Annotated in this window: 18 protein-coding genes and 1 tRNA gene; 12 read left to right on the top strand and 7 right to left on the bottom strand. The window is 68.6% G+C overall.

The window, feature by feature from the left end:
• Positions 1 to 11: 11 nt before the first annotated feature.
• The 5 genes from GXN78_RS08045 to GXN78_RS08065 all read right to left on the bottom strand — a co-directional run bounded on the left by GXN78_RS08045 (position 12) and on the right by GXN78_RS08065 (position 4,836).
• Positions 12 to 383, bottom strand: coding sequence for a c-type cytochrome (locus GXN78_RS08045; RefSeq protein ID WP_106559624.1), 372 nt, complete (start codon positions 381 to 383; stop codon positions 12 to 14).
• Positions 380 to 2,128 (bottom strand): FAD-dependent oxidoreductase, encoded by a 1,749-nt coding sequence (locus tag GXN78_RS08050; RefSeq protein WP_106559625.1) that lies wholly within the window; start codon positions 2,126 to 2,128, stop codon positions 380 to 382. Before GXN78_RS08050 ends, GXN78_RS08045 begins: the two co-directional genes overlap by 4 nt.
• 67 nt (positions 2,129 to 2,195) lie before the next feature.
• On the bottom strand, positions 2,196 to 3,203 hold the full coding sequence (locus tag GXN78_RS08055) for a hydroxyquinol 1,2-dioxygenase (protein WP_106559626.1): 1,008 nt from the start codon (positions 3,201 to 3,203) through the stop codon (positions 2,196 to 2,198).
• Positions 3,204 to 3,230: 27 nt separating this feature from the next.
• The gene (locus GXN78_RS08060; protein ID WP_106559627.1) at positions 3,231 to 3,743 is read right to left on the bottom strand and encodes a hydroxyquinol 1,2-dioxygenase; all 513 of its coding nucleotides are present in this window, start codon (positions 3,741 to 3,743) and stop codon (positions 3,231 to 3,233) included.
• A gap of 142 nt (positions 3,744 to 3,885) precedes the next feature.
• Positions 3,886 to 4,836, bottom strand: coding sequence for a LysR family transcriptional regulator (locus tag GXN78_RS08065; protein ID WP_106559628.1), 951 nt, complete (start codon positions 4,834 to 4,836; stop codon positions 3,886 to 3,888).
• A 63-nt stretch (positions 4,837 to 4,899) separates the two neighbouring features.
• Between GXN78_RS08065 and GXN78_RS08070 the strand changes: the two genes are divergently transcribed.
• The gene (locus GXN78_RS08070; protein WP_106559629.1) at positions 4,900 to 5,334 is read left to right on the top strand and encodes a DUF1841 family protein; all 435 of its coding nucleotides are present in this window, start codon (positions 4,900 to 4,902) and stop codon (positions 5,332 to 5,334) included.
• Here GXN78_RS08070 and GXN78_RS08075 read toward each other — a convergent pair.
• Complete coding sequence (locus GXN78_RS08075) at positions 5,310 to 6,269, bottom strand: LysR substrate-binding domain-containing protein (RefSeq protein ID WP_106559630.1); 960 nt, start codon at positions 6,267 to 6,269, stop codon at positions 5,310 to 5,312. The two genes, GXN78_RS08070 and GXN78_RS08075, sit on opposite strands and share 25 nt — an antisense overlap.
• A 101-nt stretch (positions 6,270 to 6,370) precedes the next feature.
• Here GXN78_RS08075 and pcaH point away from each other — a divergent pair, with 101 nt between their 5' ends.
• Positions 6,371 to 7,099, top strand: coding sequence for a protocatechuate 3,4-dioxygenase subunit beta (pcaH, locus tag GXN78_RS08080; RefSeq protein WP_106559631.1), 729 nt, complete (start codon positions 6,371 to 6,373; stop codon positions 7,097 to 7,099).
• A 19-nt stretch (positions 7,100 to 7,118) separates the two neighbouring features.
• Positions 7,119 to 7,724, top strand: coding sequence for a protocatechuate 3,4-dioxygenase subunit alpha (pcaG, locus tag GXN78_RS08085; RefSeq protein WP_106559632.1), 606 nt, complete (start codon positions 7,119 to 7,121; stop codon positions 7,722 to 7,724).
• A gap of 64 nt (positions 7,725 to 7,788) precedes the next feature.
• Here pcaG and GXN78_RS08090 read toward each other — a convergent pair whose 3' ends face one another.
• Entirely contained in the window at positions 7,789 to 8,472 is a 684-nt protein-coding gene (locus GXN78_RS08090) for a c-type cytochrome (RefSeq protein WP_106559633.1), read from the bottom strand.
• 160 nt (positions 8,473 to 8,632) lie between these two features.
• Here GXN78_RS08090 and GXN78_RS08095 point away from each other — a divergent pair, with 160 nt between their 5' ends.
• From GXN78_RS08095 to GXN78_RS08135, 9 genes are all read left to right on the top strand, one after another.
• Positions 8,633 to 9,475 carry a MoxR family ATPase gene (locus GXN78_RS08095; RefSeq protein WP_106559634.1) on the top strand — a complete coding sequence of 281 codons (843 nt, stop codon included), beginning with the start codon at positions 8,633 to 8,635 and terminating at the stop codon, positions 9,473 to 9,475.
• Positions 9,472 to 9,717 carry a hypothetical protein gene (locus GXN78_RS08100; RefSeq protein WP_106559635.1) on the top strand — a complete coding sequence of 82 codons (246 nt, stop codon included), beginning with the start codon at positions 9,472 to 9,474 and terminating at the stop codon, positions 9,715 to 9,717. Before GXN78_RS08095 ends, GXN78_RS08100 begins: the two co-directional genes overlap by 4 nt.
• A gap of 5 nt (positions 9,718 to 9,722) precedes the next feature.
• Positions 9,723 to 10,331 carry a GNAT family N-acetyltransferase gene (locus GXN78_RS08105; RefSeq protein WP_106559636.1) on the top strand — a complete coding sequence of 203 codons (609 nt, stop codon included), beginning with the start codon at positions 9,723 to 9,725 and terminating at the stop codon, positions 10,329 to 10,331.
• Positions 10,332 to 10,337: 6 nt separating this feature from the next.
• Positions 10,338 to 11,525 (top strand): VWA domain-containing protein, encoded by a 1,188-nt coding sequence (locus GXN78_RS08110; protein ID WP_106559637.1) that lies wholly within the window; start codon positions 10,338 to 10,340, stop codon positions 11,523 to 11,525.
• Positions 11,526 to 11,682: 157 nt separating this feature from the next.
• Complete coding sequence (locus GXN78_RS08115; RefSeq protein ID WP_106559638.1) at positions 11,683 to 12,603, top strand: 2OG-Fe(II) oxygenase; 921 nt, start codon at positions 11,683 to 11,685, stop codon at positions 12,601 to 12,603.
• A 68-nt stretch (positions 12,604 to 12,671) separates the two neighbouring features.
• Complete coding sequence (locus GXN78_RS08120; protein WP_106559639.1) at positions 12,672 to 14,561, top strand: BamA/TamA family outer membrane protein; 1,890 nt, start codon at positions 12,672 to 12,674, stop codon at positions 14,559 to 14,561.
• A gap of 1 nt (position 14,562) precedes the next feature.
• Complete coding sequence (locus tag GXN78_RS08125; RefSeq protein ID WP_106559640.1) at positions 14,563 to 18,603, top strand: translocation/assembly module TamB domain-containing protein; 4,041 nt, start codon at positions 14,563 to 14,565, stop codon at positions 18,601 to 18,603.
• Positions 18,604 to 18,636: 33 nt separating this feature from the next.
• Positions 18,637 to 18,711: transfer RNA gene (locus GXN78_RS08130), tRNA-Arg, on the top strand.
• Positions 18,712 to 18,910: 199 nt separating this feature from the next.
• Entirely contained in the window at positions 18,911 to 19,249 is a 339-nt protein-coding gene (locus GXN78_RS08135) for a hypothetical protein (RefSeq protein ID WP_106559641.1), read from the top strand.
• Positions 19,250 to 19,414 lie beyond the last annotated feature (165 nt).

Genomic DNA, 19,414 nt, shown 5'->3' on the forward strand with positions numbered 1-19,414 from the left:
GTCTCCTTCTTTCACTTGAGTGACTGCATGTACTCGATGAGCGCGGCGCGCTTCTTCGGGTCGTCCTGGAAATAGGCCATCGTGCTGCCGGGCGCGACGGCCTGGGAGTCGGCGAGCCACTTGTCGAGCAGCGCGCGGTCCCAGGACTTGCCCTTCATCGCGTCGAGGTACTGCTTCGAATAGGTGAAGCCGGGGCTGGCCGCGGCGGGCTTGCCGAGCAGGCCGTAAAGGTTGGGGCCCACGCCGTTGGGCTCGCCCTTGCCGAAGCTGTGGCATTGCGTGCAGGCGTTCTGGGCCAGGCGCTGGCCGGGCGACTGGGCCTGCGCGTGGTTCGCGGCGAGCACGAGGAAGGCAGCGAGCGGAAGCAGCAGCGCGGTCCTCATGCGGCGCTCCTGCCCTCTGCATGGGCCGCGTTCGCCGCACGGTAGGCGAAGGCGATGATCGGCCCCAGCGTCGCGCCGCCGGCCCAGTAGGCGCGGCCCGAGGCCGAGGCCACGCAGTTGCCGACGCCGTAGAGGCCGGGGATCGGCTGGTCGCGGGCGTCGAGCACGCGGCCATGGGTGTCGGTCTTCGGGCCGCCTTTGGTGTCCAGCGTGCCGGCCACGACCAGCGCCGCGTAGTACGGGCCGGTGTCGGCCAGCGGCCACATCGTGGGGTTGCTGCGGCCGGGCTCGGCCTTCACGTCGCCGTTGAAGAGCTGTTCCACCACGCGCTCGCCGCGGCGGAAGTCCAGGTCCTTGCCGGTCTTCGCGAACTGGTTGAAGCGCGCGATGGCCGCCTGCAGGTTGGGCAGGAACTCGGGCGCCAGCCGGGCGCCGCCGATGGCGCTCGCGTACTTGACGAAGCGCTCGTCGATGGCGCGCGCCAGCTCGGCCAGCGTCGCGCCCTTGATCACATGGCGGTCGTCGGTGCCGGGCGGCACGATCAGCCGTCCGTACTCGGCGCTGGCCGAATTCTGCTGCGAGCGCTGGTCCCAGATCGCGATGCGCACGAGGTTGGGGTACTCGGCCTTGGCGCCGTCCCATTCGAAGAAGGTCTGGGCCAGCTCGTTGTACTGCAGCTTCTCGTTGACGTTGCGATGCCCGTACTTGTTGACGAAGAGCATCGAGTCGCCGGCCACCGAGAACATGCCGGAGATGGAGCCGTCCTTGGCGATCGCCTTCTCCAGCGGGATCGGGCAAGTCCAGGCGTAGTTCATGTTGCGCAGTTGTGCCCCCAGCGCGCCGGCGATCGGCACGAAGTCGCCTTCGTTGGTCGGTGCCGCGCAGCCGCCGAAGATGGGGCCGTTGAGGAAGTTCTTGCGCAGCTCCACGTTGTGGGTGAAGCCGCCGGTGGCGAAGATCACGGCCTTGCGGGCGCGCAGGCGCACGGTGGCGTCGAGCTCGTCCCTGGCCTCGACGCCGATCACGCGGCCGCTCTTGTCCTGGAGGAGCTTCGTGACCCGCATGCCGGTGCGGATCGGGATGCCCTCCTGCCGCGCCTTGGTCGACATGGTGCGCACGGCCACCAGGCCGCCGTCCGACATGCTGGGGATCGCTTCCTTCGGCACCAGCACGCGGCCCTTGGGCGCCTTGTCCTCGGGCAGCTCGGCGAAGTAGTCGGGCACGTCGGCCACATGGCGGTAAGGCAGCGCGCCCTTGGTCGCCAGCAGTTCGGCGGCTGGCGAGGCGCTGTCGTAGAAGGCGGAGCACATGTCGTACTCCCACTGCGTGAAGCCGTAGCGCGGGTGGCCGGGGTCGTAGCCTTGCGGGTTCGACAGCCGCGCGACGTACTTCAGGAAGTCGGGCTTGGGGTCGGCGATGCCGGCCTTCTTCATGGCCTCGTTGTTCGGCACCCAGTACCAGAAGGCGGCCTTGGCGGTGGTGCCGCCGATGCTGCCGGCCTTCTCCAGGATCACGGCGCTGTTGCCCTGCCAGCGGGCGAACAGCGCCGAGGCCAGGCCGCCGGCGCCGCTGCCGGCGACCACGATGTCGTAGGTGGCGTCGAACGCGGGGGCCGTGGCCGCGTCGGCCTCTTGTGCCCCGAGCCCCAGGGTCGCTGCCGCGACGGCTGCCGAGCCTGCGCCGGCTTGCTGCATGAATCGCCGGCGCGAAGCTGCGCCGGCATCGGACCGGATGCGGTCTGCCATTTGTTGTCTCCTCTGGAAAGAAGCGAAGCTCGGAAGGACGCGCCGCAGGTGCGCGCGTTATCGCCTGTTAGAAACTCACCGGGATCTCGGGGCTCTCGCCCTTCTGGATCTCGTAGACCAGGCTCGGCGAGCCGTTCTCCCACACCAGCAGCATCGAGCGCTTGGGGCTGAAGCCCTGGTGGCGGCAGTAGGCGGGCATGGCGGCCATGTCGCCGGCTTTCATGATCACGCGGGCCATGGGGCGGCCGGTGTTCTTGTCGCCGCAGTCCCAGTGGATCTCGTCGGTCATCTGGAAGAACCACTCGACGCGGTCGTTGCCGTGAATGATCGGCAGGATGTGCTCCTCGGTGGTGGGGCACATGAAGCTGTGCTTGACGACGGAGGTGAAGCTCGGGTTCCACGTCACCTGCGAGCGGCTCAGGAAGCCGAACAGGTTGAAGGCATGCACCTCGTTCTCGAAGCCGGGCTCGGGATGCAGCTCGGGCTGGCCCTGCGGCACGTCGGCGAAGGCGCGGTTGACGGGCGCACCGGTGTCGTCGCTGCGCAGCCGCAGGTCGTCCTTCAGGCCGACGCAGCGTTTCGCGAGCTCGCGGGCCCGGGTGATCTTGGCGGTGTTGCTGCCCTTCTTGCGGCCGTAGGGCGAGCCGGTTTCCTGCGGCGCGGCGAAGGGGTCGAAGCTCTCGTTGGTCCAGTCGTCGAGCATGGCCTCGAAGGTGGCGCGGATCTGCGCGGTGGGGAAGTTCTCCAGCAGGTCGATGCCGGCCTCCTTCATGGTGCCGTTGTAGCTGCCGGCGTAGAGGTCGACCGACTGGTAGTGGTTGACGGTGCCGACCACGTCGTCGAAGTTGACCCAGCCGTAGAAGAACCCCCAGGCGACATCGCGCATCAGGGCGCGCAAGTAGTTGCCGACGTCCAGGGTGTGGCTCATCGGACGGCCGTCCCGGGTCTTCCAGGTGATGTGGGCGAAGTACTCGTCGCGACGGAAGCCGAAGCTGCCGAGCGTGAATGCCTTGTAGCCGAGCGTGGCGTCGGGTTGCGACGCGATGACGTTGGCGAGTTCTGCGGGTGCGTTCATGGCTTTGTCCTCTGGTTTGGCTTGGGCTCAGTGGGTCTGGCAGATGTCGGCCCACTTCTCGATGGAGAGTTCGCCCTTGCAGGTCTGCAGGACGATGACGCCGGGCTCGCCGGGGGCGCGGAACTGGTAGGCGGTGTTCTTCGGCAGCAGGCCCTGGTGACCGCGCGTGAGCTTCATCCAGCCCATCTTCTGGCCCTTGGGTTCGCCCTTGACGAGCACGGCGCCGTTCTTCTCCGCGTCACCGACGGCCTGGGAAGCATCGAGCTTGACCAGGTGGACCTCGACCTCGCCGTCCATCACCAGCGCGAACTCGTCGTGCGCGCAGGTGTACCAGGGCGAGCTGCCCTCGGCGCGCAGGGTCTCGAGCACGTAGATCTGGTTCTGGCCGAACACGACCTTCTCGTAGGGCTTGCTCTTGCTGGCGATGTCGAAGCAGTTGGACATCGCGTAGTGCTTGACGTCGTCGGCGATGGGCTCGACGTGGCCCTTGTCGTAGCTCTTGAGCGATCCGAAGCGGGTCTGGTAGGCGGTGGCGGTCATGGGCTTGTCTCCTGAGGTCGTCCTTGCAGCGGTGCTGCGATGGAACGAACTGTAGGAAGCCGGGAGCACCTTCGGTAGGGATCAAAAGCGGGCCGCATTGTTCGCCGAATGCGGTCAATCGGCAGGGTTTTCCCGATGAGGCCTAAACGTCGGCCACCAATTCAGCCGGCAACAAACCCCGCTCGACCATCTCCGCATCCCAAGGCGCCACCCGCGTGAACGCCGCCGTGATGTGCTCGATGAAAAGCTTGAGCTTGAAGGCGTTGCGCGAGGTGCCCGCATAGACCGCGTTGAGCGAGAACGATGACAGCTGATGCTCCGGCAGCACCACCTTCAACTCCCCGCGCAGGATCGGATCGCCCGCCACCAGCGTGGGCAGGCACACGATGCCGGCGTGCTCCAGCGCGTACTCGCGCAGCAGGTGCACGCTGTTGGTGAGCAGCGCGGCGGTCATGTAGATCGTCACCTGCTCGCTCTCGTGATGAAAGGTCCACCGGTCGCGGCTCGGGTAGCCGGAGTAGAGGCCCAGCCGATGCTTGTGCAGCTCGCGCGGAGTCTGCGGGGTGCCGTTGGCGCGCAGGTACTCGGGCGTGGCGCAGAACACGCGGCGGACCGGGAACAACGGGCGCGACACCAGCTCGGTGGAGGCCGCAGGAAAGATCTGCAGCGCGCAATCCACCCCCGCCTTGACCGGATCGACCACCGCATCGCTCACGATCAGCTCGAGGTGGATGTCGGGATAGCTGGCCTGGAAGGCGCGCAGCACCGACGCGAGATGGCCCAGCACGAAGCCGGTCAGCGCATGGATGCGCAGCGTGCCCGTGGGGCCGGCGCGCGCGCCGCGCATCTGGTCCATGACGTCGTTGGCCCGGCCCACGAGCTCGGTGCAGTCGCGCAGGAAGGCCTGCCCGACGTCGCTGAGCCGCACCACGCGCGTGCTGCGGTGGAAGAGCGGCGCGCCCACGTGCTCCTCCAATTGCTTGACCCGGGTGGTGACCACCGACTTGGCCACCCGCATCTGCCGGGCCGCCTCGGCGAAGCTCTGCGTCTGCGCGACCCGGACGAATGTCTCTATGTTTTCTAGGCGGTCCATGGCTTCGCAATGTAGCGGCCGCACGCGACATGCGCCCTTGGGGGCGGTGCTAACCTCTCGCCCATGTTCAATCCCACCCAGGAAGAAGTGCGCCGCTTCTTCTGCGACGTCTACGCCAAGAGCCGGCAGGGCCTGCCGATGGAGGCGCTGGAGATCATCGCCAGCCGATGGATCGACGAGCACCCCGAGTACCACGCCGACCTGGGCGATGCCGACGCGGCGGTGGCCCGCGTCTACGACGGCAAGGACGGACGCGAGAACCCCTTTCTGCATCTGTCGATGCACCTGTCGATCAGCGAGCAGTGCTCCATCGACCAGCCCCGCGGCATCCGCCAGGCGGTCGAGCTGCTGGCCGCGCGCCGCGACTCGCTGCTGCAGGCGCACCACGAGGCGATGGAGTGCCTCGGGCAAATGATGTGGGAGAGCCAGCGCGCCGGCCGCCCGCCCGACGGCGAGGCCTACGTGGCCTGCGTTCAGCGGCGCGCCACGCGCGACTGATCCGCGCCGCTCTCGCGCAGCAAGGCGATCAGCGCCTGCCGCGCGGCCGAGGGTTCGGCATCGCTGCGCAGCAGCAAGCCCACCGGCTCCTCGGTGCCCGCGGTGTCGACCGCCAGGCGCACCAGCTGGCCGCCGGCGAGGTCGTCGCGCGCCGCACCGACGGGCGTGAACCACACGGCATCCGAGCGCAGCAGAAGCGCGCGCGCGACCGAGAGGTCCAGCGTCTGCGTCCCATGCGCGGGCAGGCGCAGGCCGAGGCCCGACAGAAAGCTCTCGGTGTGATGGCGCGGGATCGTGCCCTCGCTGTAGATCACCAGGGGATAGTGCAACACCTCCTGCACCGAAGGCGCAGCGCCCGCCAGCGGATGGCCGGCGCGCGCGACCAAGGCCAGCGGCTCGGTGTAGAGCAGCTCGAAGGTGAGGCCGGCCATCAGCTGCGGATCGCTCATGCGGCCGGCCACCAGGTCCAGCTCGCCGGCACGCAGCGCATCGAGCAAGAGTGCGTTGGCGCCGGTCTGCACCAGCACTTGCACCTGGGGCAAGCGCTCGCGCAGCGCAGCCAGCGCCGCCGGCAGCAGGGAGGGCGCCACGCTGGGCAGCGCGCCGATGCGCAGGCGCTGCAGGCGCACCCCGGAGGCGGGCATCAGCGCCTCGGCGCTGGCATCGAGCGCCTCCAGCACGCGCAGCGCATGCGCCAGCAACTGCTCGCCCGCGACGGTGAAGCCCTGAATGCCGCGCCGCCCCGCGCTGCCGCGCTCCACCAGCCGGGCGCCGGCCAGCGCCTCGAGCTCGGCCAGGGTCTTGGACACCGCCGGCTGGCTCAGGGCCAGCCGCTCGGCGGCGCGCGCCAGATGGCGCTCCTGCGCCACCGCCACCAGGCAGCGCAGGTGCCTGAGCTGCACACCGCGCAGGAAGGCTTCGGACTTGGCGGCCATTCAATTACCAATGCTTATGAAAAATCGCAAGAACGTCAATTTACATCAGCAATGCGCATGAATACAGTAACGCCATCCCCCACGAACCCGGAGACAAGTTCATGAGCTCTTCCCCGCAAGACGGCGCGCTGCCCACCCTGACGCCGCGCGACTGGCCCAGCCACCCTTCCTACCTCTACTCCGGCTACAGGTCGACCGCCAAGCGCGGGCCGACGCAGCCGCTGATCCCGCTGAAGGCTTCGCTGGGCGAGCTGCGCCAGCCGGTGTACGGCCACAGCAGCATCGGCGAGCTGGACAACGACCTCACCCGCAACGCGCGCAGGAACGGCGAGCCGCTGGGCGAACGCATGATCCTCACCGGCCAGGTGCTCGACGAGCGCCGCCGCCCGGTGCGCAACACGCTGGTGGAGCTGTGGCAGGCCAACGCCTGCGGCCGCTATGTGCACAAGGTGGACCAGCACGACGCGCCGCTGGACCCCAACTTCCTCGGCGCCGGCCGCTGCCTCACCGACAACGAGGGCCGCTACCGCTTCCTCACCATCAAGCCGGGCGCCTATCCGTGGGGCAACCATCCCAATGCGTGGCGGCCGCAGCACATCCACCTGTCGCTGTTCGGCGAGCATTTTGCGAGCCGGCTGGTGACGCAGATGTACTTTCCCGGCGACCCGCTGATGCAGTACGACCCGATGATCACCGGCACACCGGAAAAGGTGCGCAACCGGCTGGTCGCCGACTTCAGCCTCGACGTCACGGAAGAAGGCTACGCGCTCGGCTACGTGTTCGACATGGTGCTGCGCGGCGCCGACGAGACGCCTTTCGAAACCCGCTGAAGCACAGGAGACACGCACCATGATGAGCGCACTCGAAACCAACTTCGGCCAGACCCCTTCGCAAACGGTCGGCCCCTACTTCGCCTACGGCCTCGCGGCCACCCAGTACGGCTACGACTTCGACCAGCCCTTCGACGCGGTGCTCGCGCTGGACAACGCACGCGGCGAGCGCATCCGCATCGAGGGCCGGGTGATCGACGGCGACGGCAAGCCGATCGACGATGCGCTGGTGGAGGTCAGCCAGCCCGACGGCACCGGCGCCTACCCGCGGTCGGTGGAGGATGCGCAGGCCATCGGCTTCCGCGCCTTCGGCCGCGCGGGCACAGGCACCGATGCGCAGAAGCGCTTCGTGTTCCACACCGTCAAGCCCGGCGCCGAATCGGCCGGCGAGGCGCCGCACGTCAACGTGATCGTGCTAATGCGCGGCATGCTGCTGCACACCTTCACGCGCATCTACTTCGGCGACGAGGCGAAGGCGAATGCCGAGGACAAGGTACTGGCCAGCGTGCCGGCCGAGCGGCGGCAGACGCTGATCGCGCAGCGCAGCGAGACGGGTGGGCAGGTGACGTATCGCTTCGACATCCATATGCAGGGTGCCCAGGAGACGGTGTTCTTCGACGTCTGAGCAGGGCACGACCCAAAGAAGAAAGCCCGCTTGCAGCGGGCTTTCTTCTTGAGCGATACCGCTCTTACCTGGCGTGGTGGAGCTTCGAGTCCGGCACCGTCTTCAATTCGCCGGGCAGCGAGCTGATGTAGCTGGCCAGCTCCTTCAGCTCGGTGTTGCTGAACTTCTTGGCCTGCCCGCTCATCACGCCGTTGGAGCGACCGATCTGCATGTTCTTCTCGGTCTTGTAGGACTTGAGGGCGACGTAGAGGTAGTCGGCGTGCTGGCCGGCCAGCTTGGCGACCGTGCCATCGTTCGGGGTGTTGAAGTTGGCGCCATGGCACTTGGTGCAGGCGTTGTCCTTGTCGCGCGAGATCAGGGCCTGCACGCGCTCGCTGGGCTGCTTGGCAACGGCTGCCGGCGGGGCATCGCCTTCCTGCACGCCGAGCTGGCTGTAGTAGGCCGCAACGTCGGCGATGTCCTGCTCGCTCAGCGAGTCGGCGATGGCGCGCATGGTGGGATGCTTGCGGTCGCCGCCCTTGTAGGCCGTGAGGGCCGAGGCGATGTAGGTGGCGCTCTGGCCCGCGATCATCGGGACCTTGTGAACTTCAGGAAAGCTGGCCTGGTAGCCGACGATGCCGTGGCAGCCGACGCACATGGCCACCTTCTTCGAGCCGTTTTCGGCATTGCCCGTGATCTTCTGGGCTTGGGCGGAGACCGTCACGCAAGCGACAGCGAGGGCAAACACCGTGGACAACAACTTGTTCATTTTGCGCGCACAATCTCGTGGAAAACTGGTTTTCTAGTCAACATTTGATTATATGCGGGGGCTCCCGGCAGCCCCGTGCGTGAGGCACTCGGGCGCATTGCGCGACGCAGATGAATGGAATGTTGGGTCCTTCATCCACCCCCTCTGCTCTACGCCATCCATGAAATTCAAGGGTTCCGACAACTACGTCGCCACACAGGATCTGATGCTCGCGGTCAACGCGTCCATCGCACTCAAGCGCCCGCTGCTCGTCAAGGGCGAGCCCGGCACCGGCAAGACGATGCTCGCGGAAGAAGTGGCGGGCTCGCTCGGGCTGCCGCTCTTGCAGTGGCACATCAAGTCGACCACCAAGGCCCAGCAGGGCCTCTACGAATACGACGCGGTGAGCCGGCTGCGCGATTCGCAGCTGGGCGACGAGCGCGTGAAGGACATCCACAACTACATCGTCAAGGGCGTGCTGTGGCAGGCCTTCACTGCCGATGAGCCGGTGGCGCTCCTGATCGACGAAATCGACAAGGCCGACATCGAATTCCCGAACGACCTGCTGCGCGAGCTCGACCGCATGGAGTTCTACTGCTACGAGACGCGCGAGCTGGTCCAGGCGAAGCACCGGCCGGTGGTCTTCATCACCTCGAACAACGAGAAGGAGCTGCCCGACGCTTTCCTGCGCCGCTGCTTCTTCCACTACATCAAGTTCCCCGATGCCGAGACCATGAAGAGCATCGTGGCGGTGCACTTCCCCAATCTCAAGCAGGAGCTGCTGGCCTCGGCCATGAAGACCTTCTACGACGTGCGCAACCTGCCCGGCCTGAAGAAGAAGCCATCGACGTCGGAGCTGCTGGACTGGCTCAAGCTGCTGGTGGCGGAGGACATCCCGCTCGAGGCGCTGCAGAGCAAGGACGACAAGGTCGCGGTCCCGCCGCTGGTGGGCGCGCTGCTCAAGAACGAGCAGGACGTGACGCTGTTCGAGAAGCTGGTGTTCGTGCAACGCCACAACCGATGAGCCAAGGCCGTCCGTCCACTCGCCAGTTGATGCTGCTGGGCCTGGCACAGGCGGTCCTGTTCATCGTGGGCGCGCTCCTGGGCCGCTGGCTCGGCCTGGCGCTCGGGCTCGATGCCTTCAGCCCCGGCGGCTACAGCAACAGTGCCGTCTTCGGCATCCTGCTGATCGGCCTGGGCGGCGGCGCCGGCGCGCAGCTCGCGCGGGCCTGGTTCACGCGAAAGTACGGTTCACCGAGGAGTTGAGGAAGATGGCATTCGTCGAGCCGGTCACGCTGAGGTCGCGCGGCGTCGCGCTGGTGCCGCTGGCGCTGGACCACGAGGACGGCCTGCGCGCCGCCGCCACCGACGGCGAGCTGTGGAAGATCCGCGTCACCTCGGTACCCGAGCCGCAGGAAACGCGCGCCTACATCGAGACGGCACTCGCCGCGCGCGAGGCCGGCCACCGCTTCGCCTTCGCCGTGACCGACGAGACCAGCGGCGCGGTGCTCGGGTCGACCAGCTACCACGACATCCTGCCCGCGGTGAAGCGCGTCGAGATCGGCTACACCTGGTACGCCGGGCGCTGCCAGCGTACGCACGTCAACACCACCTGCAAGCTGCTGATGATGACGCACGCTTTCGACACGCTGGGCTGCCACGTGGTGGGCTGGCGCACCGACAACTTCAACCATGCGTCGCAGCGCGCCATCGAGCGCCTGGGCGCCCGGAAGGACGGCGTGATCCGCGGCCATGCGCTGCGCCGCGACGGCACCGTCCGCGACACCGTGATGTACAGCCTGCGCTCGGGCGAGTGGCCCGAGGTGCGGGCCCAGCTGCTCTACCTGCTGGACAAGCCGCGCCCTGAAACCCGGGAGTGATTCGCCATGCTGATCGACTTCTTCTACACCTTGCGCTCGGCCAAGCTGCCGGTGTCCGTCAAGGAATACCTGAGCCTGCTGGAGGCGCTGCAGGCCGACGTGGTCGGCCCGAACTCGGAAGGCGCCTTCGGCCTCGACGACTTCTACTACCTCTCGCGCACCGCGCTGGTGAAGGACGAGAAGCACTACGACAAGTTCGACCGCGCCTTCGCCGCCTACTTCAAGGGCGTGGAACTGGTGACCGACTTCACCAAGGAAGTGCCGCTCGACTGGCTGCGCAAGACGCTGGAGCGCGAGTTCACGGCCGAGGAGAAAGCCAAGATCGAGAAGATGGGCTGGGACGAGCTCATGGAGACGCTCAAGAAGCGCTTCGAGGAGCAGAAGGAGCGCCACGAGGGCGGCAGCAAGTGGATCGGCACCGGCGGCACTTCGCCCTTCGGCCACGGCGGCTACAACCCGCAGGGCATCCGCATCGGCGGCGCGGGCAAGAACAAGAGCGCGGTGAAGGTGTGGGACCAGCGCGCCTACAAGGACTACGACGACAGCCAGGAGCTGGGCACGCGCAACATCAAGATCGCGCTCAGGCGCCTGCGCAAGTTCGCGCGGGAAGGCCACGAGGACGAGCTGGACCTCGACGAGACGATCCACAAGACGGCCGCCAATGCCGGCTACCTCGACATCAAGATGCGGCCCGAGCGCCACAACAACGTGAAGGTGCTGTTGCTGATGGATGTGGGCGGCACCATGGACGAGCACATCCAGCGCGTCGAGGAGCTGTTCTCGGCCGTCAAGACCGAGTTCAAGCACCTGGAGTTCTACTATTTCCACAACTGCGTCTACGACTTCATGTGGAAGAACAACCGGCGGCGCTTCTCGGAGAAGTTCGCCACCTGGGACATCATTCGCAAGTACAACAAGGACTACAAGCTGGTCTTCGTCGGCGACGCGACCATGAGCCCCTACGAGATCCTGCAGCCGGGCGGCAGCGTCGAATACAACAACGAGGAGGCGGGCGCCGAATGGATCCAGCGCCTGACCCATGCCTTCCCCAAGTTCGCCTGGATCAACCCCGAGCCCCAGGGCGTCTGGCAATACCGCCAAAGTATCGCGGTCATGCAACAACTCGTATCCCACCGCATGTACCCGCTGACACTCAAGGGCCTCGAGGAGGCCATGAGGCTGCTCTCCAAGTAGGCGGCCTCTGACACGCGGCCTAGGCTGGAGGTGTTAGCGTTTTCGGGGCGGGCTATTGCGAAAAAAGTTGTCACAACTCGGAGACGCCGAGTTACAGTTAACACCTAAGGATTCAAATAAGGCGTTTCGTTGACGCTGGTCCGCAGGAGGTGTTGCCATGTCTGCCGTTCTTTCGCTGCCGCTCGATCCGCCGGTTCTCGAGCAACCCCTGCCCGCGGCGGAGCAGGATCCGCGCTTTCAGCCCCCGGGCGACTACGTGAGCATCCGCGGCGTGCAGCTGCCGCGCGCCGAGCTGGTCGATCGCGCCCTTTTCTCGCCGGCTCAGCGCGATCGCTTGCGCAACGCGCTGATGGCCGCCTCTCCCTTCCCGCACCTGGTGCTGGAGAACCTGTTCAACCCGGCTCTGCTGGACCTGGTGGCCGAGGAATTCGATGCCCAGCCCGGAAACTGCTGGGCCGAGGTCAAGAGCCGCTACGAATCGACCCGCCGCTCGGTGCTCGGGCCGACGCTGGGCCCGGCGACCCAGTTGTACTTCGACATCCTCCATTCCGGGTGGTTCATCGACTGGCTTTCGTCCCTGACCGGCGTGCCCTACCTGCTGCCCGACCCCAAGCTGTTCGGCGGCGGTCTGCACGAAAGCCGCACCGGCGCGACCTTCGCCGTGCACCGAGACTTCAACCGCCACCGGCACCTCGGGCTGAAGAACGAGATGGTCTTCATCACCTACCTCAACAAGGGATGGAACCCGGACTGGGGCTCGGGCCTGGAGCTCTGGGACAAGAAGCACGACCGCTGCGTGACCACCGTGCAGCCCGAGTTCGGCCGCACCATCCTGCTGCCGCACGGCCCGATCAGCTACCACGGGCACACCAAGCCGCTGCAGGCACCGGACGACCGCCCGCGCCGTTCGGTCGCCGCCTATTACTACAGCAGCCCGCTGGCCGGCAAGCAGCACGGCGACGAATCGGCCTCGGTCTTCATGAAGATGCACCGCATGGACCGGGCCAAGGCCCTCGCGCGCATGATCACGCCACCGGTGGTCTGGCTGCTGGCACGGAAGGTCACCGGCCGGGCCTGAGCCTCTGAGTTGCTCGCCGCGGCTCCCGCCTACGGGGGCCCCACCGGGCCTGCTGTCAAAATGGCCGCATGCTCAGGGTGTTTCGGTTGCTCGCGCCGGCGTGGATGCCGGCGTTTTTTTGTGCAGGCCTGCTGCTGCAGGGCTGCAGCCTGCTGCCGAAGAGCGAGCCGGCCGAAACCGAAGCGGGCGCCAAGCCCGTCGGCGGCGAGAAGCCGGCCGGCGCGCGCGAAGCCTTCAGCGTGTCGGTCAAGGCGCCCGACACGGTGCGCGAGTACCTCGAGCGCAACCTGGAGATCCAGCGCTATCGCCAGATCGACGACCTGGGCGCGGCCGAGCTCTCGCGCCTCATGGTGGCGGCCGAAGGCAATGCGCGCGAGCTGCTCGGGACCCTCGGCTATTTCACGCCCACGCTCACGCTGGAGCTGCAGGAGACGCCCGAGGCCAAGGCGCCGCGCGAGGTGCGCATCACGGTCGATCCCGGCGAGCCCACGCGAGTGCACCAGGTGCAGATCGACTTCAGCGGACCGATCGCAAGCGACCCCACCGCCGAGGTCCAGCGCGAGGCCATCCGCAAGGACTGGCCGCTGCGCACCGGCCAGGTCTTCACCCAGCTCGGCTGGGACAACGCCAAGTCGGCCGCGCTGCGCAGCCTTTCGGCCAAGCGCTTTCCGACCGGCAGCGTGGCGCTGAGCCGCGCCGAGATCGATGCCGACCGCGGTCAGGCCCGGCTGCACGTCGACTACCGTTCTGGCCCGGCCTACCGCTTCGGCCCGCTGGAAGTGCGCGGCAGCGAGCGCTACGACGCCGACGCCGCTCGCCGCATCGCACGCGTCCCTACCGGCAGCGACTATGACCAGCAGAAGCTGCTCGATGCGCAGCAGCGCCTTGCCAGCAGCGGCTACTACGACTCGGTCTTCCTCACGCTGGACACCGACGGCAGCAACCCGCTGTGGGCGCCCGTCATCGCCCAGGTGCGCGAGGCACCGCTGCAGAAAGTGGTGATGGGCGTCGGCTTCACCACCGACAGCGGGCCGCGGCTGTCGCTGGACCACATCCACAACCGCATGCCCCTGCTGGGCTGGCGCGCCGTCTCCAAGCTCTCGGTCGATCGCGAAACCCAGTCGCTGGGCACCGAATGGAACGCCGTGCCCGACGACAAGGGCTGGCGCTGGTTCGGCGCGGGTCAGCTCAAGAGCGAGACCTCCGGCAGCTACGAGGTCGACAGCGGGCGGCTGCGCGGCGGCCTGGGCAAGTCGAGCGACCACATCGACTACACCTACTTCCTGCAGTACGACTATGCGCGCAACCGCGGCGTCAACGTCCCGCCGTCGGCCTCGGCGCTGTCGGTCAATTGGGGCTGGACCGGGCGCTACTTCGACGACGCGGGCGTGCCGACGCGCGGCCATGGCCTGGCGCTGGAGCTCGGTGCCGGCTACACGCTGACCGGCGAGCACCTGCCCTTCACCCGCGTCTACGGGCGCTGGCTCGGCATCGTGCCGCTCGGCTGGGCCGACAAGGACGACAGCGCCAGCGCGGCGCGCAGCAGCCGCCTCCAGCTGCGCGCGGAAGCGGGCGCGGTGACCGCGAAGGACAGAGCGCAAATCCCTTCCACCCTGATGTTCCTGACCGGCGGCGACACCACCGTGCGCGGCTATGGTTACCGCGAGATCGGCACCCAGCGCACCGATGGCCAGATCGTCGCCGGCCGCTACATGACCGTGGCCAGCGTCGAATGGCAGCGGCCCTTCGTCTACCAGGGCAAGCTGACCGAGTGGGAGAGCGCCGTCTTCATCGACGCCGGCGCCGTCGCCGACCGGCCCGGCGACCTCAAGACCAAGGTCGGCATCGGCGTGGGCGCGCGCTGGCGCAGCCCGGTAGGGCCGGTGCAGGCCGACGTGGCCTACGGCGTCGACACGAAGAAGTTCAGACTGCACCTGCGGCTGGGCTTCACCTTCTGACATGCAGCCGGACGCACAACCCTCCCCCACGCCCGTGCGCTCGCGCAGCCGGCGAGCCCTGCGCGCCCTGGCCTGGAGCCTGCTCGTCCTGGTCCTGCTGGTGGGCGCGCTCACGGCCGGCGCCTGGTGGTGGCTGGGCTCGAATCAGTCGCTGGCTTTCGCGCTGGCGCGGGCGGCGCGTTACCTGCCCGCCGGCCAGAGCCTGGAAAGCCGCGAGGTCAGCGGCTCGCTGCGCACCGGCGGGCGCATTGGCTGGCTGCGCTGGCAGAGCGAGAGCCTGGCGGTGGAGGTGCACGAGGCCGACATCGGCTGGCAGCTCGCACCCTTGTTGAAGCGCAAGGTGCAGCTCGGCGAGGTGCATGCGGCGCGGCTGCTGATCGAGCGCCGCGGGCCGGTGGAGGACAAACCCATCGAGCCACTGGCGCCGATCGTGCTGCCGGTGGAGGTGGAGCTGCCCTTTCGCATCGACGAACTGCGCTGGGCCGGCCCGCCTGCGCTCCAGGCGGACAAGCTGTCGGGCCGCTATCGCTACGCCGGCGACGAACACCAGCTCGTGGTCGAGGGCGTGGACATCGCCGAGGGCCACTACGGCGCACGGGTCACGCTGCAAGGTCCGGCGCCGATGGCCTTCGACGCCGCGCTCGAGGGCCGGGTGCGCGCGCCGCTGACCGAAGGCCGCAGCATCGAGGTGCTGGCCGAGGCCAGCGCCAAGGGCACGCTCGCGACCGCCGATGCTCGGCTGGCCGTGGCAGCTCAGTTGAAGCCCGCCGAGCCCGGCGCCGGAGCGCCGATGGAGGCGCAGCTGCAGGCCAACATCGCGCCCTGGCAGCCGCAGCCCGTGATCGACGCCAAGGCGCAGCTTCGGAACGTCGACGCGGCCGTCCTGTGGCCCGGGGCGCCGAGCACGCTCTTGACGGGCGAGATCGAGGCCGGCCCCGACGGCAGCGCACCCGGCGGCAGCACGGTCTGGCAGGCCCGTGCCGACATCCGCAATGCAAAGCCCGGCCCCTGGGACAGCGGCCAGTTGCCCATCGAGCAGGTCCAGGCCCACGCCAGCTTCGACGGCAGCACCTGGACCCTGCCCGAGGCCACGGTGCGCGCCGGCGGAGGCCGCATCGAGGCGGAGGGCCGCTGGAGCCCCGCGCCGGCGCCCTGGCAGGCGCGCGCCCGGGTGCGCGGCGTGCGCCCCGGCGCGCTGCACAGCGAGCTGGCGGGCGCACCGGTGAGCGGAAGCCTCACCGCCGAGCAGCGCGGCGAGGCGCTGCTCTTCGACGTCGCGCTGCAGGCCGGGGGTGGCGCCGGCAGCAAGGCGCTGCAGGGCCTGCGGCTTGATCGCGCCCTGGCACGCGGCCAGTGGCAAGCCGAGGTGCTGGACTTGCGCACGCTGCGCATCGAGGCGGCCAACGCCAGCCTCGAAGGCAAGCTCCAGCTGCGCGTCGCCGAGCAGGCCGGCAGCGGCGATCTCAAGCTGGTGATGCCGGGCGGCAATGCCCGGCTGCAGGGCCGCATCGCGCCGGCCAGCGGCAGCGGCGAGCTCCAGGCCCGCGTCGACGATGCCGCCACCCTGCAGCGCTGGGTGGAAGGCCTGCCCGAGCTCTCGGCCGTGTTCGCGGGCGGCAGTGCCGAGGGCAGCGCACAGCTCGACGCCGCCTGGCAGGGCGGCTGGCAGGCCGTGCAGCGCCGGCTGCAGAACGCGAGCGAGCCGGCTGCCCGCGGCAGCGCCGAGCCGACGCTCAAGGCCACGCTCGCCGTCCCCCGCCTGGCACTCAGGCTGGCACCGCCTGCCAACGGTCCGGCGACGGAGCTTCAGCTGCGCGAACTGCGGGCCGAGCTGGCCGGCAGCCTCGCCCAGGCCACGCTGGCACTCAAGGGCGAAGCCATGAGCGGCACGCAGAAGCTCACGCTCGACACGCATGCCAGCGGCGGGCTGGAACGCGCGAGGCAATGGCGCGCCTCGATCGCCAGCCTGCGGCTGCAGGCGCAGGACACCCAGCGCCCCGGGCCCTGGACACTGGAGCTGGATCGCACGCTGGCCGCCACCCTGAAGAGCGGCAACGCCGGCCGCCTCGAGGTGGAGGCCTCGGCCGCCGCTGCCACGCTGCGCGGCCCGGTGCCGGGCACCGTGCGCATCGAGTGGGAGCCGCTGCGCTACAGCCACAGCGGCACGGCGCAGACCCGCGCGTTCCGCCTGCGTTCGCAGGGCCGCCTGAAGGGCCTGCCGATGGCCTGGGCCGAGGCGATGGGCAGCAGCGCCACGCTGGCCGAGATGGGCCTCAGCGGCGACCTGCTGTTCGACGGCGACTGGGACATCGACGCCGGCGACGCGCTGCGCGCGCGCGTCCGGCTCGCGCGCGCCAGCGGCGACATCCGCGTGCAGGCCGGCGAGGCCGCATTGGTCACGCGCATCGAGAGCCGCGGCACCGGCACCGCCAGCGAGCGCAAGATGAACGCGGCCGCCGAAGGCGCCAGCACCCCGGCCGGCCTGCGCCAGGCCGAGCTCGGGCTCGACGCCGAGGGCGACACCGTGCGCGCCACCCTGGCCTGGGACAGCGAGCGCGCCGGCCAGATCCGCGCCGAAGCCAGCACCCGCGTGCTGCACCACGCGGACGGCTGGCAATGGGCGCCCGACGCGCCGCTCGCCGGCCGCGTGACGGCGCGGCTGCCCAACCTCGGAGTCTGGTCGATCCTGGCGCCGCCCGGCTGGCGCGTGGCCGGCACGCTGGAGGCCGACGCCACGCTCTCGGGCAACCGTGCGCTGCCGCGGTGGAACGGCACGTTGTCGGCCGACCAGCTCGCGCTGCGTGCGATGGTCGAGGGGCTGGACCTGCGCGACGGGCGCCTGCGCGCCTCGCTGACCGGCGAACGCATCGAGATCACGGAGTTCACGCTCAAGGGCGGCGCAGGCAGCAGCACGCGCATCCCGGGCCAGAGCGGCAACGTCAGCACCGCGGCCAGCGCGGCCGCCGCCGGTGGCGGCACGCTGTCGGCGCGCGGCGAGCTGAGCTGGGGCGCGGCCCCCGCGAGCGGCACCGGCATCCGCATGGCCATGCAGACCCAGTTGCGCGCGCTGCGCGTGCTGGTGCGCACCGACCGCCAGGTCACGCTCTCGGGCGATTTGCAGACGAGGCTGGACAACGGCCAGTTCAGCGTGCGCGGCGACCTCAAGACCGACCGTGCCGTGATCATCCTGCCCGACGAGAGCGCGCCCAGCCTCGGCAGCGACGTGGTGGTGCGCTCGGCCGCCAAGGACCGCGAAGAGGCCGAAGCCGCGAAGCGCCGGGCCGCCAGCGAGGACGCGCAGGCCGCCAAGGCGCAGACCGCGAAGCCGCCGGACATCGCAATCGGCTTCGACCTCGGCGACGACTTCGCCGTGCAGGGGCGGGGCCTGACGACGCGGCTGGAAGGCAAGCTCGACATCCGCAGCACCGCGCTGAACGCGCCCCCGCGCATCACCGGCGAGGTGCGCACCGTGAAGGGCCAGTACCGTGCCTATGGCCAGCGGCTGGACGTGGAGACCGGCATCGCCCGCTTCAACGGCCCCTACGACAATCCGGCGCTCGACGTCCTCGCGATCCGGCCCAACATCTCGCAGCGCGCCGGCGTGCAGATCACCGGCACTGCGCAGTCGCCGCGCGTGCGCCTGTACTCCGAGCCGGCGCTGTCGGACGCGGAGACGCTGTCATGGGTGGTGCTGGGCCGCGCCTCGGCCACCAGCGGCGGCGAATCGCTGCTGCTGCAGCAGGCCGCGCTGGCACTGCTGGGGCGGCTCGGGTCGGGCAGCCCGGGCGGCGGACTGGCAAGCCGCTTCGGGCTGGACGAGATCGGCTTCAAGGGGCCGAGCAGCGGTGGCGACGTGCGCGAATCGGCGGTCACCGTGGGCAAGCGCCTGTCGAAGGATTTCTATCTGACCTACGAGCGCAGCCTGTCGGGCACGCTGGGTTCGCTGTTCGTCTTCTACGACCTCACGCGCCGCCTCACGCTGCGCGGTCAGGCCGGCCAGCAAAGCGGCATCGACCTGATCTACACCGTGAAATACGACTGACCGTGACGAACTGGTAAAGTCGCCACCGCTTTCGTCCTCGTAGTTCAATGGATAGAACGGGGTCCTCCTAAGACTCAGATACAGGTTCGATTCCTGTCGAGGGCACCAGTCGCCGACGATGGTTTCCCATTCGTGCGTCGCGCAGCCTCCCCTCCTTCAGAACCCAAGACCTTGACGCGTTGGCGACCAGCTGACCGCTGGCTCGGCGCTTGCACTTGGTTATCCGGATGTGAAATTTTCACATCAACTTACTTTTCCCTGTATATTGATACGCCCGCTCTACCCAAAGCCATGAAGGAGCCGCGCGATGGACTCGGACTTTCACCTTCGCAAGGTACAAACGCTCAGCCCCAAGGCGGCAAAGATCGCATTGCGAATACTGGATGCCGACCCCAACATTCCGACCGAATGGATCCTGGCGCTGCGCCCCACCCTCGTCGAGCGAAGCAGCGAATCGCCGTCCTTCGGAACCACCGACTGGATGACGATCGCCGCCATCGAGAGCCCCGCGATCCGTCGGTTTACCGGCCCGTTCGAGAGCCGCGAACAACGCCACGCGCGGCTGTGGGTGAGCAGCCTTCGCCAGGAGTCAAGAAGAATCGCTCGCTCGCCGATGATCGGCAGCGCCTTCGGCGCGCTCGAATAGAAGGGAAGCCGCAGCGACTGCACCGGATCCGGATCAAGGGCACTCCTGCGCAACCCGGGGCGCCTGAAGGTCTACGACGTCCATGTGCTGTGGGCCGGCTTCATTCTGGTCATGCTGATCCGCTTCTAGATGACGTCCTGGATTGATATCCGGCCAGAATGGCAA

It is taken from the genome of Variovorax sp. WS11, from assembly GCF_010499245.1.
In the GTDB taxonomy this organism is placed as follows: Bacteria; Pseudomonadota; Gammaproteobacteria; order Burkholderiales; family Burkholderiaceae_C; genus Variovorax.